14 protein-coding genes, 1 tRNA gene and 1 pseudogene are annotated in these 12,836 nt (G+C 50.0%); 4 read left to right on the top strand and 12 right to left on the bottom strand.

The genetic code is table 11. From position 1 onward, the window contains the following. Positions 1 to 5: 5 nt before the first annotated feature. From clpP to KI215_RS05000, 9 genes are all read right to left on the bottom strand, one after another. A complete protein-coding gene (clpP, locus tag KI215_RS05040) occupies positions 6 to 602 on the bottom strand; it encodes an ATP-dependent Clp endopeptidase proteolytic subunit ClpP (RefSeq protein WP_275956741.1) in 597 nt (198 codons plus the stop codon). A gap of 87 nt (positions 603 to 689) precedes the next feature. Beyond that, entirely contained in the window at positions 690 to 1,982 is a 1,293-nt protein-coding gene (gene tig, locus KI215_RS05035; RefSeq protein ID WP_212774473.1) for a trigger factor, read from the bottom strand. A gap of 232 nt (positions 1,983 to 2,214) precedes the next feature. Continuing rightward, positions 2,215 to 2,291, bottom strand: a tRNA-Arg gene (locus tag KI215_RS05030). Positions 2,292 to 2,413: 122 nt separating this feature from the next. After that, positions 2,414 to 2,920 carry a metallophosphoesterase family protein gene (locus tag KI215_RS05025; protein WP_275956752.1) on the bottom strand — a complete coding sequence of 169 codons (507 nt, stop codon included), beginning with the start codon at positions 2,918 to 2,920 and terminating at the stop codon, positions 2,414 to 2,416. Between the two features lie 228 nt (positions 2,921 to 3,148). Further along, a complete protein-coding gene (locus tag KI215_RS05020) occupies positions 3,149 to 3,778 on the bottom strand; it encodes an XTP/dITP diphosphatase (protein WP_212774471.1) in 630 nt (209 codons plus the stop codon). Then, positions 3,759 to 4,520: a ribonuclease PH gene (gene rph, locus KI215_RS05015; RefSeq protein WP_212775070.1), complete on the bottom strand. Its 762-nt coding sequence runs from the start codon at positions 4,518 to 4,520 to the stop codon at positions 3,759 to 3,761. The genes KI215_RS05020 and rph overlap by 20 nt, the downstream gene beginning before the upstream one ends. 120 nt (positions 4,521 to 4,640) lie before the next feature. Next, the gene (locus tag KI215_RS05010) at positions 4,641 to 5,684 is read right to left on the bottom strand and encodes a GerMN domain-containing protein (protein WP_212774470.1); all 1,044 of its coding nucleotides are present in this window, start codon (positions 5,682 to 5,684) and stop codon (positions 4,641 to 4,643) included. Between the two features lie 81 nt (positions 5,685 to 5,765). Then, complete coding sequence (racE, locus tag KI215_RS05005) at positions 5,766 to 6,617, bottom strand: glutamate racemase (protein ID WP_212774469.1); 852 nt, start codon at positions 6,615 to 6,617, stop codon at positions 5,766 to 5,768. 157 nt (positions 6,618 to 6,774) lie between these two features. Beyond that, entirely contained in the window at positions 6,775 to 7,218 is a 444-nt protein-coding gene (locus KI215_RS05000) for a MarR family winged helix-turn-helix transcriptional regulator (RefSeq protein ID WP_212774468.1), read from the bottom strand. A gap of 282 nt (positions 7,219 to 7,500) precedes the next feature. Between KI215_RS05000 and KI215_RS04995 the strand changes: the two genes are divergently transcribed. Further along, on the top strand, positions 7,501 to 7,773 hold the full coding sequence (locus tag KI215_RS04995; protein WP_212774467.1) for a DUF485 domain-containing protein: 273 nt from the start codon (positions 7,501 to 7,503) through the stop codon (positions 7,771 to 7,773). A gap of 327 nt (positions 7,774 to 8,100) precedes the next feature. On the opposite strand, the gene KI215_RS04990 is transcribed toward KI215_RS04995, so the two are convergent. The 3 genes from KI215_RS04990 to KI215_RS04980 all read right to left on the bottom strand — a co-directional run bounded on the left by KI215_RS04990 (position 8,101) and on the right by KI215_RS04980 (position 10,835). Beyond that, a complete protein-coding gene (locus tag KI215_RS04990) occupies positions 8,101 to 9,150 on the bottom strand; it encodes a bis-aminopropyl spermidine synthase family protein (protein ID WP_212774466.1) in 1,050 nt (349 codons plus the stop codon). 116 nt (positions 9,151 to 9,266) lie between these two features. Next, entirely contained in the window at positions 9,267 to 9,944 is a 678-nt protein-coding gene (locus KI215_RS04985) for a GNAT family N-acetyltransferase (protein WP_212774465.1), read from the bottom strand. Between the two features lie 33 nt (positions 9,945 to 9,977). Further along, positions 9,978 to 10,835, bottom strand: a complete 858-nt coding sequence (locus KI215_RS04980) for a carbon-nitrogen hydrolase family protein (RefSeq protein WP_212774464.1) — start codon at positions 10,833 to 10,835, stop codon at positions 9,978 to 9,980. A 201-nt stretch (positions 10,836 to 11,036) separates the two neighbouring features. On the opposite strand from KI215_RS04980, the gene KI215_RS04975 reads away from it, so the two are divergent. The 3 genes and pseudogenes from KI215_RS04975 (at position 11,037) to KI215_RS04970 (ending at position 12,513) form a co-directional block, all read left to right on the top strand. Further along, positions 11,037 to 11,381, top strand: a complete 345-nt coding sequence (locus KI215_RS04975) for a winged helix-turn-helix transcriptional regulator (protein ID WP_212774463.1) — start codon at positions 11,037 to 11,039, stop codon at positions 11,379 to 11,381. Between the two features lie 214 nt (positions 11,382 to 11,595). Beyond that, positions 11,596 to 11,718 (top strand): annotated as a pseudogene (locus KI215_RS15860) (aldo/keto reductase); the annotation flags it as partial. 168 nt (positions 11,719 to 11,886) lie between these two features. Further along, positions 11,887 to 12,513 carry a DsbA family oxidoreductase gene (locus KI215_RS04970; protein ID WP_212774462.1) on the top strand — a complete coding sequence of 209 codons (627 nt, stop codon included), beginning with the start codon at positions 11,887 to 11,889 and terminating at the stop codon, positions 12,511 to 12,513. Positions 12,514 to 12,836: the final 323 nt, after the last annotated feature.

Raw genomic sequence — 12,836 nt, 5'->3', positions numbered from 1 at the left:
CCTGCTCACCCCTTTCGATGGTTGGGCTGGGTGATCACTTTATCGATCAGGCCGTATTCGACCGCTTCTTGAGCACCCATGAAGAAGTCGCGATCCGTGTCGCGCTCGATTTTCTCCAGCGGTTGCCCGGTACGCTCCGCCAAGATCCTGTTTACCTTCTCCCGCGTACGCAAAATCCAATCGGCATGGATTTTGATATCCGTTGCCTGGCCGCGCACGCCGCCGAGCGGTTGGTGGATCATGACCTCGCTGTTGGGCAATGCATACCGCTTTCCTTTGGCTCCGGCCGCTAGCAGGAACGAACCCATACTGGCAGCCAAGCCGATACAGATAGTCGACACATCCGCTTTGATGAACTGCATCGTGTCGTAAATCGCCATCCCTGCGGTGATGGACCCGCCGGGAGAGTTTATGTACAGGTGGATATCCTTCTCAGGATCTTCCGCATCCAAAAACAACAATTGAGAAACCACCAGATTGGCGACATGGTCGTCGATCGGGCTGCCGAGGAATACGATCCGGTCCTTCAACAGGCGGGAATAAATATCATACGCCCGTTCGCCCCGACTGGTTTGCTCGACGACCATTGGGATCAAGGTCACGCAATCCACCCCTTTTTTAAAGCAGTAGCAGTTTTAAAAACAAGGCACGTGTGGGAAACGTGCCTTGTTTTACCTGCTCTATTTTCATTATGCCGCATTTTTGCTGTTGGATACAAGTAGGTCGATTGTTTTTCGAATGACTAATTCTTCCTTGATCTGATCCAATCCTCCTTGTTGTTCAAAGAGGCGTTTGATCTCATCCAATTCACGATTGTATTGTTCTGCCAGCTTTTTCAGTTCTTCCTCTACTTCTTCATCCGTTACCTGCACGTTTTCCGCCTTGGCGATAGCTTCCAACACCAGGTTGGCCCGCACTTTTTTCTCGGCATCTTCCTTGAACTGCTCACGCAACGCGGCATCATCCTGACCGGTGAACTGTTTGTACAGATCCAGGTTCATACCTTGGTAACGCAGTTGTTGATCAAAATGGCGCAACATGTGGTCGATCTCATGTTCGATCATCACCGGAGGTAGGTCGATTTCAGCATTGGCCGCGGCCAGTTCCACCAATTTGTTGCGACGGTAATTTTCTTCGTCATTTTTGGCCTTTTCTTTGAGTTTATTCTCGATGTCCGCTTTCAATTCTTCCAGTGTATCAAATTCGCTCACGTCCTGAGCGAACTCATCATCCAGCTCAGGCAGGCGCAACCGTTTAATTTCATGCAGTTTCACCTTGAAGACGGCTTCTTTACCGGCCAGTTCTTCGGCATGGTAGTCTTCCGGGAAGGTCACGTTGATTTCTTTTTCTTCTCCCGGTTTCAGGCCGATCAGTTGGTCTTCAAAGCCCGGAATGAATTGACCAGAACCCACTTCCAGGTTGTATTGTTCCGCTTTGCCACCTTCAAACGGCTTGCCGTCGATAAACCCTTCGAAATCGATGATGACGCGGTCGCCTTTTTCTACTGCACCATCTTCGACCACTTCCAGCTGGCCTTGCCGTTGTTGCATCTTTTTCAGTTCTTCTTCCACATCTTCCGGCTTAACGGAGAAATCTTTGGCCGGCACTTCCAAACCTTTGTACTCGCCCAGTTTCACTTCGGGCTTCACGGTGACCGTCGCCTTGAAGATCAGTTCCTTGCCTTTTTCCATTTGCTCGATATCGATCTCCGGACGATCCACCGGCTCGATTCCCGTTTCCTTAACGGCCGCTTGATACGCTTCCGGCAGGAGGATATCCAGTGCATCTTGATACAATGCTTCCACACCAAAACGCTTTTCAAAGATCGGGCGCGGCACTTTGCCTTTACGGAACCCGGGCACGGAAACTTTTTTCACGACTTTTTTAAACGCTTGATCCAGTGCTTCGTTTACTTTGTCGGCGTCCACTTCAACGGTGAGCACGCCCTGGTTTTTCTCCGTTTTTTCCCAGCTTGCCTTCATCGGTTCTTCCCTCCTGACGAATCTATTGACACAGATGAGATTCCATCCCACCGAATGACCGTAATTACAACCACTTCATTATAACATATGGACCTTTGTTTGCAACACAGCCGACAAGGCTCGAAAACCCGCACATAACAGAAAAACCCCACTCGGGGTTTGGTATCGTAAAAACGGGATTCGTCGGGAGCCGAGTGGCCGGCTCCTGTTACCCGCTAACCAACAAATTGGATGGCGTCCCAGGAGGGATTCGAACCCCCGACCAGCGGCTTAGAAGGCCGATGCTCTATCCAGCTGAGCTACTGGGACACGGATCATCGGTGAAATGAAAAATCAGCGTAATTATTATACCATGATCCTTTCACTTGTCAAGGTGGGGAGATGATGGGGAACCGATTTCGACTCCCCGTTCTCCCGCGGTTGGCATACATTCAGAACAAGACAAACGATCCGCCCCGCTCCGCGATGACTTTTCCGTCGGGCGTATAATATTTGACATGCACCGTTCCGGTGCTGTCCGTCTGCAGAACGGCATAGGATGGTACGCGAACCCCCCTCGGATAGGCAATACTGCCCGGATTGATGAACAACCGGCCGTTTGCCTGCTCACATACGGGAAAGTGAGAGTGCCCGAAACAGGCGACGTGGGCATCTACTTCCTCCACTCGATAACGAATGGGCAACAGCGATGTTTTTACCTGATACCGGTGGCCGTGGGTCACATAAAAGCGAAGCCTACCAGCTTCCCACACCGATTCCTTGGGGGCATCTTCCCAATCGCAGTTTCCCTGTACCACTGTCATGGACACATCCGGCAACTGATCGATAGAGGTGCAAAAGTCGCCGCAGTGAATCACATGATCCGCCTTCACCTTTTGTACGATCTTTTTCAGCAAATTCGCTTTTCCATGCGAATCGCTCACAATGAGAACACGTATCGCTGACCCCTCCCATTCTGGTGCTCATCAGGATGGAGATGGGGAACATGCAGGCTGAATAGCCTTTCCTGAATAGCGCCTATCGGCTTTTGCTCCGATTTCATTCGCTGATCCAACGCATCGCTTTCCCGACCAAGGCTCGTTCGGGCTTAGGTCTGTTGATCGCCAGGTAAACATTGTCCTCTTAGGGAATCACCAGAAACTCTTGGAAGGCCGACCGCTCCATCTTCACAAAGCGAACTGCGAACGGAACAGCTCCAGTAACTTTTCGATCGCCCGTGCACGGTGACTGATCTCGTTTTTTCGTTCGGGAGGCAGTTCCGCCATTGTTTTCCCTTCTTCCGGTACGAAAAACAGCGGATCATATCCAAATCCGTATGCCCCTCGCGGCTGGTCCACAATGCGACCGTGACATTCTCCGCGAACCACCCGCGTCTCTTCACCCGGCACGGCCAACGCAATCACGCAAACAAACATCGCATCACGGCTTTTATCAGGCTTGCGGCTCAGTTCAGCCAACAGCTTGCGGTTGTTATCCTCGTCGGTTGCATCGGGACCGGCATACCGGGCTGAATAGACACCGGGGGCACCATTCAGCGCTGGTACCACCAATCCGGAATCATCGGCAATCACAGGGCGATTCAATGCGCGCATCGCCGTTTCCGCCTTTTTGATCGCATTGGCCTCAAATGTATCGCCGTCTTCCAGTACGTCGGGAACGCCAGCCACTTGTGTGAGATCCACCACCGGCAGCCCCAGCTCCCGCCGCAACACGGCATCAAATTCTTCCGTTTTGTGTCTGTTGCGGGTGGCCAGCACCACATCTGGCCACCGCCACTCAGTCCGTTGTGTTTTCAACAGCGTTCCCTCCGATCAGCGCAGCCGCTTCTCCCAGCACTTCACGCTGATAGGCAATCAGCTGTTGGGTACCCAGCTTGGCCAAATCCAACAGACTGTGCAATTCTTCCGGGGTGAACGGGGCTTCCTCGCCTGTCCCCTGGACCTCGACATATTTGCCCGAACCGGTCATGACGACATTCATGTCTACATGTGCCGATGAATCCTCTTCGTAACACAAGTCCAAACAGGGTTGGGTACCTACGATCCCCACACTGGTGGCGGCCAGAAAATCCTTCACCGGCAAACGGGGAAGCGTTCCCGCCTTCACCATTTTGTACAAAGCATCCACCATGGCCACAAAGGCACCCGTGATGGAGGCGGTACGGGTTCCTCCGTCCGCCTGGATCACATCGCAGTCCATCCAGAGCGTCCGCTCACCCAATTGTTCCAAATCCACTACTGAGCGAAGCGCGCGACCGATTAAGCGTTGGATTTCCATCGTGCGTCCGCCCACTTTTCCTTTGCTGGATTCACGAATGGTGCGCGTCTGTGTGGCTCTCGGCAACATGGCGTATTCCGCCGTTACCCAACCTTTCCCCGTTCCGCGCATAAAGGGGGGCACCTTATCTTCCACCGTCGCGGTGCAAATGACGCGCGTGTCACCGACACTGATGTAGACGGAGCCCTCGGCCGTTTTTATGTAATCCAGCACCATCTCCACTTTTCGCATCTCATTAAACGCTCGTCCGTCTACTCGCAATCGCTTCCCCTCCATCTTCAAATCCTCATCCATTATAGCATAACCGATTGGTTCCACCAGAAGTCCAAATTGAAATCGCAAAAGAAAAAGAGGCAGTCTTCCACCTCTTGTTCAGAAGGATCAGAATTTGCCAGGGTTGACGACTTCGGGACGCATCACCGGTTTCTCCAAGGATTGACCGGTTTCGATCGTGCCGCTCGCCTTCCCGTCGACGGTGATTTTCACCTTTTTTGCGCCGGTGTTTTCCGTCAAAGAGAGGACGATGGTCTGAATGGCGTCTTTGGAAGCGGATTTTTGGTCACTGTACTGCAACAATTCCTTACCAAAATCGGCCATCACCGTATCCCCTTTTACGGTTGCGGCGTGGACTTGCGTCGTTTCTGTCAGTGCACTGCTCAGACGGGAACCGTTTTGTGGTCCTTTCACCAATTCCGCCAATGTTGCTTGGGCGACATTGTCCGCCCTGTTAATCATGCGTGTCACCGGCACATAATACACCATGTTATCCGGCGTCTGTCCCAGGAAGTATAGTGTAACCGGCATGCTTTGGCTGACATCGACACCTTCGGCCATTTCCACATTGATCCCTTGTGCCCGTGTCAGTCCCTGTGCCGGGGTTTTGCCTTTGGGCATCGTTTCCAGCGGGTGTCCGTTCACCCAGATGTTCACCTGTTTGACGGAATCAAACCCCGTTAAGGTCCAGGTCACCGCACTCAGAATCTGATTTTCCATCTTGGGATCATACGACAAGAACTCCTTGGAAAAGTCGACCGTGGCTGTCCCATCCTGGATATTGACACCCTTCACTTGGGTTCCCTTCGGCAGGATGCCGCTGAACCCTTTGGGCAATATCCCTTTCCCCGCCCCGTCCTTCACCAGGTAGCTGAGCGCCTCCTTGGCAATGCCTTTTTCCTTCGGAATGGACAATGTGTAGGGAACCACATACCCCAAATCCGTCAAAAGATACAACTCCACCCCGCCCTGCTTTTTGGCCGAAACCGCTTTGGCCGTGCCCTCCGCCATTCCTTGATCCTTCGGTTGCAGATCTGCCGGCGGCGGATCAATGACACGTGAGGTTTTCTCATTTGGACCGTACAAGCAACCGGACAGCAATAACGAGATGAGGAGCAACACCATACCGACATACACGGTACTTCTTCGCATCTCATTCCCTCCTCGGACAAAGTTCCATTACATGTATACGAGCCCTGGAGGGAACTTATCACCGCGAATGTCAAAACTGCATCAAACCCCGGGCACACCAGTAGTGACAACCGGCTCCAGCTCGGCTTGTTCTACTTTGATGGGCATACCCAACCAGCGTTCGGCAATCCGGCGGAACCCTTCCGGCTCCCCGCTGGTGAAAAACTGATGTGTGAACTGGCCGGCTGGCTGTTTACTTTCCGCCAGCAGTCGTTTGTGATTGAGGACCACACTCAGCTCTCGGGCGGTCTCTTCCGCGGAACTGATCAGGGTCACCTGTTCGCCCATCACTTTCCCGATCAAATCAGCAATCAATGGATAATGCGTACAACCCAGTATCAATGAGTCCACATCCTGCCCTTTCATGGGCGCCAGCGACGTTTCCACAATCCGATACGCCTGCTCTGTCGGACCCACACCGCTTTCCACCAGCGGCACCAAGGCAGGGCAAGCATGGCTGACGACATACAAATCGGGATGAATCCGCTTGAGCGTTTTCTCATATGCGGCACTTTGAATCGTTCCCTGTGTGCCGATCACGCCGATCCGTCCGTTTTTCGAGGCCTTGATGGCCGCACGTGCCCCAGGTTCGATGACACCGAGCACGGGAATATCCACTTGCTCACGGATCAACTCCAACGCGGCTGCCGTCGCCGTATTGCAGGCAATGACCAAGGCTTTCAACGGGAAGCGCATCAAAAAGTGGACGATCTCCAACGTAAATTGCCGCACTTCTTCCGTTGAGCGCGGTCCATACGGACACCGGCGCGTGTCCCCAAAATATACGACCGTTTCCTGTGGCAATTGGCGAAAGACTTCCTTGACCACAGTCAATCCGCCAACACCGGAATCCAAAATGCCGATAGCGTGATTGCTGGATGTCAATTGGTCCATGGTTGTCAGCTCATTCCTCCACTTTTCTCTTAGCTAGACATTTTTTGTCGTGGTTACAGCTCTCTTTGCTTGACCGATCGATATATCTTATGTCGGTCAATCCTTCGATGCTTATGCTAGAGTGTGGTTGATCCATCCTTTATTGATTCGGATGCACCTAATCTTTCATCCGCTCGTACAACAACTCCAGATGCTGACCGATGGCTTTGACCTCCTCAGGGGAAAAGTGCCCCAATATATCGGCCAAATACTCCTGACGAGCTTGCATCACGTCGCGGATGATGGTTTCTCCCCGTTCCGTCATGTGAATACGGACGACCCGCCGGTCCCTGTCGTCTCTGACACGGGAGACGTATCCGCTCTTCTCCATTCGGTCAATCAGATCCGTCATAGTACTGCAAGCCAAGCACATTTTCTGGCTCAGCTCACCGATCGTCAAATCCCCTTCCTCCATCAAATAAATCAATGCGGTGAATTGCGGAGGGGTGATGGGAAAACGCGTCAATATTTCGCGTCCCTTTTGTTTGACGATGGTACTGATCTCCCGTAACAAACGCTCGATCTTCTTGACCGACTCCGGTGAATGTGAGTGAGTCCGCATGCTTCTTCTCCTTCAATCATTCTCAATCCATCGTCTTTATTGTAACCGGAAACTTCGCACGTTCATCCTCTCTATGAAAAACAGGTTATGAAAAGTATACAAAAAAACCCGACCGAGTGACAAACAGAAAACCAAATCAATCAGCTGTTATGTATCAGAGAGGATTAAATTAAGAACGATAATTTTTTATTTAATATTTACAATTATTTATTTTTCTAATAATATTGATTTTAAATGGAAAAGATATGAGCATTTGGAATGGAGGAGGCCTTGTTGTATGATATGAAACATCTCACACGAAAAAGTGCGGGAATCATCGTCGTTTTGATCGCTTTCGGTCTCCTGCAGACACCATCCGCTTGGGCCTTTACCCCCTGGTATGTCAGAGCCGTGGTGAAAAAACCGAACAGCCAACCGATGATCGAGAAGAAACAGTTCGGATCTTCCCAAGTGGTGATCACTCACGAGACGGATTTTAAAATGAATGACACCATTACCGGAAGGAATTTCAAAGAGATCAAGGCGGAGATTGTGCGTGCAACAAAAACGGAATAAGAAAAGCCGGGAGATTGAGACTTCCGGCTTCAGTTTGGATGACAAAGTCTTCGCGGCCCCGTTTTCCCGTCTCTGTATGGCTCACGTCGAAAGGTATGACTGGAATAGGATCGCATGGTACGATGGGATCAACAACGATGATCCCCCCAAATTACGATAGTGGCCCACCAATCAGCAGCATCCAACAAATCTCCCAGGAATTGCTTCATAGCTTCAGCTGCTCATTATTTGAGGACTTTTTTCCAGACAGAAATATCAATTGAGCAGCCACCTATTGGTGCCTGCTCTACTTTATATCAATTGGGAACTCACAACAGCCTTTAAGGGCTATTCTTGCAGAGTGCCGCAGAACTCTTCGTCGTAGTAGAGCTCCTGCCCAAGCTCCTCCCGATCGAAGAAGAGGGGTCGAGGCTCCTCAACCAGCTCCAGGCGGTAGACAGTGCTGACGTAGAAGGGGATATCGGGCTCCTTGACCGGCACCGGTGCCACCCGTGCCCAGTCCAAGGCCACAACGTCCTCCAACAGGTAGTCGTTGAAGGCGCCCAGCATGTCAGTGATGGCAAAGCCCATGTCGAGAATGCCCCGCTGGATCTGCCGCCATTTCCGCCAAGAGGCCTCCAGGTATGAGAGGCCAAAGTAGCCCGCGGCACCGGACCCACGCAGCCCCTCTGTGCAGCGGCTCAGGAATAGCAGGAGGCCCTTGACGGTATCGACGGGGTCCGTGAAGAACACATCAAACTGTCCACGGAGGTGGGACGGCAGCCTATCCCGCGCGTCGTAGACTTCGGCGTGGACGTGATCCCATCCACGATCCTGCGCCACGTCGCGGATAAAACCGACGATGCGCTCATCCACATCCAAGACACAGATGCGTCGCGGCAGCCCCGAGAGCGCGGCCGCAATGCCCATGAGGTCGTCGTCGCCCAGCAGCAGAATTTCACGACCCGCCAGATCGCCCTGCTGGGCCATCAGGGCCAGCCGTCTCACGGTGGTCTCGGGCGTCACGTACCCCTGGTCAAATTCGGGCGTCGCCTTGGGCCGAATGGCCACGATATCCTGGAAATCCGCAAGGACACGGTCGAAAGGCGGCCGCAAAACGATGCCGCGTCCCGAGCAGGTTTCACAACGTTGTTCGGCAACCCGTTCCAGTCTCAGATCCTCCACCTGCCGACGCCCCGCCTCGGTGATCACGAAGCGGTCACCGTCGTAAGCCACCAGATCGCTCTCCAGGAGCGATTGCAGGGCCTTCAGCACCTGGTGGGTCTGGGCTTTGCCTGCCCGCATCAGCTCCCAGTAGGATTTGGGACCGAGGTAGAGTGCACGGAGCAGAAACGCGTCAATCCGACTGGTTTCCGCAGCAGTACCGATTACCGACATAGGTACCACCCCTTTCGCTCTGAGAAAGTAGAAACGCATTTCACCCCGGCTTCCTTCGTTTTTGCGCCCGCGCTAGTCTCGTTAGCGTACTTCAAAAATCCAGTGATAAAACGATCTTATGTAGATTTTGATGCATAGAAAGGATTTTTCCATTCCATCAGTGTTGCATAATTACACGATTCTTCATCCTCTAAATAGTTCGCCACCACTTTCACAGGGGTACGGCCACAGCGAAGCAGGAAAGTTATAACAGGGTCCTTCAATTCCCCTTTTACTACTGCCTCGAGGTATTGTTCCGCCGTCATCTCATCCGCTTTTTTATGATAGCCAGGCATTCTCCCTCCGCCTAACAACCGTTCCAACCCCTTGTGAACCACGACGTCATACATAGAGAACATCAGCCATTTTCCCAACCCTAATTGGCGATAGGAAGGGCGCACGCAAATATCAACGACATAGAGCGTATTCCCGTTTGGATTATGGTTACGAATATACCCATTATCGGTGATCTCTTCCCATGTATGGTCCGGATGGTTGGGGTCAAAGTCCACAATCACCCCCGTCATCGATCCCGCGATTTCACCATTCACCTCTATACATAGGGCTCCCTCCGGAAATAGCGTAACATGGTTTTTCAGCTGATCTGTGTTCCACCATAACTCAGACGGGAATGGGGGGGGAAAACTTTCTTGTTGAATTTGAATCAAACCAGGAAAGTCCTTTTCTTCATAGTTTCGGATGACCGCCGGGACAGGACGATCCTGGTCAAATACGTAAAACTCTTTTCGATACATCCTTCTCCCTCCTTGTAGAAGCGAAGTCCCTCCTTATTTCCAATCCGGATAGAGATCCGTACGCCGATCACGCCACGTGGTGACCGAACCACTTTCACGAACCTGATATAACAATTCCAAATCGAGATCAGCGGTCACAATCATATCATCATTGATTTCCCCTTCTGCCAAGATGCCCCGGGGAGGGAACGGAATATCGTTTGGTGTAATGACCGCCGCTTGTCCAAAATTCGCCCGCATAAAGTCAACCGTGGGAAGAGAACCTACTGTACCCGTGGTTACGACATAGACTTGGTTTTCTACCGCTCTCGCATGACAGGAATAACGGACACGATGGAATCCATGACGATCATCGGTACAAGAAGGGCAGAAAATCACATCGGCTCCCCTGGCTTTGGCCATTCGAACGATTTCTGGAAATTCGATGTCATAGCAGGTTAATATGGCGATTGTTCCCTTCTCGGTCTCGAACACCTGGAGGTTTTCTCCAGGAGTCATTTTCCATTCCTTTACTTCCGTTGGCGTGATATGAAGCTTTGGTTGTTCCGCGATCCTCCCATCCGGATAGAACAAATGAGCGACGTTATATAACCCGTCTCCTTTGCGGATAACATGGGTTCCTCCGATAATGTGCATATTCGTTTGCTTCGCCAAGGATGAAAACAAATCCCGATACTGCTCTGTAAAATCGGGTAAATGATTGATGGTTAAGGCATTTCCTTGTTTGTCACCTATCGACATCAATTGAGTCGTAAAAAACTCAGGAAATAATATAAACTCGGCGCCAAATTCCTCAGCTGTTTTAATATAATGCTCCGATTGCTTGGCGAAATCTTCAAATGATCGGATCGTATGAAGATGATATTGGACAGCTGACACTCTCAGTTTCATATGGCTCCTCCTTTTGTTGGATGCCTAATTCCCATCTTTTATGGATGGCCAAAAACGTTGAATGATATGCTTTTCTTCTGTTAAAGTAACAAGTTATAATGGATGATACAGTAATTATTAGGTATATAGTGTTTATTAACAAGTACGTACTTTTTTGTAACTAAGTATCCTCAAATATACGATGGAGGAGTTAATGATACCATGGGAGATCTGGAATTCAAAAGTGCGGTGGAAACAACACTCAAGGTGATTGGAGGAAAATGGAAACCCTTGATCCTCTGTCATCTGACAGAAGGGGTTAAGCGATTTGGAGAATTGAAACGTGAGATGCCCGAGATTACACAAAAAATGTTGACACAGCAATTGCGGGAGTTAGAAAAAGACGGCATCATTCATCGTAAAGTTTATACCCAAGTCCCTCCCAAAGTAGAATACTCTTTAACTGAGTATGGTCAAAGTATAAGGGAGGTTCTAGATGTAATGTCCCAGTGGGGACGACGGCATCAAAAGAGAATGAGAGAGATGGATAGCTCCATAACAAAATAAACAACTTGACGAAGACTTTGTATTCTCCTGCCAAATCCTGGTCCGTAATCTGTACCATCTGCTTAATAAGGAATGAAAATGGTACTTGAGAGATACGGAAAGTTGTCGGACTTGCGAGAGGGCTGAAGCCCTCCCACGTCCGAGCTCGCTTTCCACCCCAACCATACTGGCACGAAGCTAAAAATGCATAAAAAAATCGGGCTTAGAATTGACCCAGCATCCGGCGGTAACCTGCGTGATTCCGGGGTGTAAAAATGTGGAGCAGGTCATCTCCAATGCCCAAGCCGCGGATCTCGATATGGTCAGTGAAGATCATCCGCAGTCTTGGAGAGAATAAGACCAAAAATGAAACCGGTTCTTCGGAACCGGTGAGACTGTAGGCTTATGCCTTACCTTAAATTATGATGTCCGCTTATGGCATTTAGCGAACATCTTATTGTGCTAGGCGTGGAATGTGCCGTCACAACAGTACGGATCAATGAATAGTGTAGGGGAGGAATGCAGCATGACGCTAAAAATCCGAGTATATTCTGATTATGTATGTCCGTTTTGTTTTTTAGCGGAAGGTCCATTAGAAGCAGCTGCAAAAGAAAAAGACGTTGAAATCGAATGGATGCCGTTTGAGCTTCGCCCTTATCCGACTCCAACATTGAAACCGGAAGGGGAATATTTACAAACGGTATGGGCTCGTTCCGTTTATCCAATAGCGGAACGTATGGGAGTCAAAATCACTTTACCGAAAGTTTCCCCACAACCGTATACACACTTAGCATTTGAGGGATACCAATATGCCAAAGAACACAAAAAGGCAAATGAATACAATCATCGGATCTTCACGGCATTCTTTCAAGAAGAGCAAGACATTGGAGACATTGATGTTTTAACGAAACTTGCGGGTGAAATTGGTCTTAATAAAGAGGAATTTAAGAAGGCACTTGAGACGAGAAAATATAAGGAAGCCCATCAGAAAGCACTGGAACATGCCTACCATGAAGCACATATTACAGCTGTTCCTACCTTTATCATTGGTGAACGAGTTTTGCAGGGATTGTACAGCCAAGAAACCTTAGAAAAAGTAATCAACGAGGAACTGCAAAAACAACAAACTCAAGTTTCGGATGAGAAATTGTAGTCGAGAACCTTTCCAAACGAGTAAAATTAAGATCAAAGGAAGACTTTAATTAGGATTCCTTGCGAATGCCTTTGTTTACTTTAGGAATCCAACTTAATGCTGTTTGCTCACATTTCGTTTTGTAAACTACATAGGTTTACATTTGTACTTACAGAAATAGCCGCCAATCCTCCCACCATTAAAACTGTGGGAGGATTGGCGGCATTGCTTGGTACCACATTCACATATCCCAAAGCTATATCTAAAACTTGCCGTAATTCCAATAAAGATGCCCGACTATGGGAATCTGAGATCCGTTATATATCTGTCTATGTCCCCCCGAA

Source organism: Polycladomyces abyssicola, from assembly GCF_018326425.1.
In the GTDB taxonomy this organism is placed as follows: domain Bacteria; phylum Bacillota; class Bacilli; order Thermoactinomycetales; family JIR-001; genus Polycladomyces; species Polycladomyces abyssicola.
The sequence above is the reverse complement of the archived record's forward strand: the minus strand, read 5'-3'. Positions and strand labels throughout refer to the sequence as shown.

Excerpts from the sequence above, each read along its gene's own strand:
- racE (WP_212774469.1), bottom strand. The coding sequence starts at position 6,617 with ATGGACCAATTGACATCCAGCAATCACGCTATCGGCATTTTGGATTCC.
- KI215_RS04970 (WP_212774462.1), top strand. The coding sequence starts at position 11,887 with ATGACGCTAAAAATCCGAGTATATTCTGATTATGTATGTCCGTTTTGT.
- KI215_RS04985 (WP_212774465.1), bottom strand. The coding sequence starts at position 9,944 with ATGTATCGAAAAGAGTTTTACGTATTTGACCAGGATCGTCCTGTCCCG.
- KI215_RS05010 (WP_212774470.1), bottom strand. The coding sequence starts at position 5,684 with ATGCGAAGAAGTACCGTGTATGTCGGTATGGTGTTGCTCCTCATCTCG.
- KI215_RS05000 (WP_212774468.1), bottom strand. The coding sequence starts at position 7,218 with ATGCGGACTCACTCACATTCACCGGAGTCGGTCAAGAAGATCGAGCGT.
- KI215_RS04980 (WP_212774464.1), bottom strand. The coding sequence starts at position 10,835 with ATGAAACTGAGAGTGTCAGCTGTCCAATATCATCTTCATACGATCCGA.
- KI215_RS04990 (WP_212774466.1), bottom strand. The coding sequence starts at position 9,150 with ATGTCGGTAATCGGTACTGCTGCGGAAACCAGTCGGATTGACGCGTTT.
- tig (WP_212774473.1), bottom strand. The coding sequence starts at position 1,982 with ATGAAGGCAAGCTGGGAAAAAACGGAGAAAAACCAGGGCGTGCTCACC.
- KI215_RS04975 (WP_212774463.1), top strand. The coding sequence starts at position 11,037 with ATGGGAGATCTGGAATTCAAAAGTGCGGTGGAAACAACACTCAAGGTG.
- KI215_RS04995 (WP_212774467.1), top strand. The coding sequence starts at position 7,501 with ATGAAACATCTCACACGAAAAAGTGCGGGAATCATCGTCGTTTTGATC.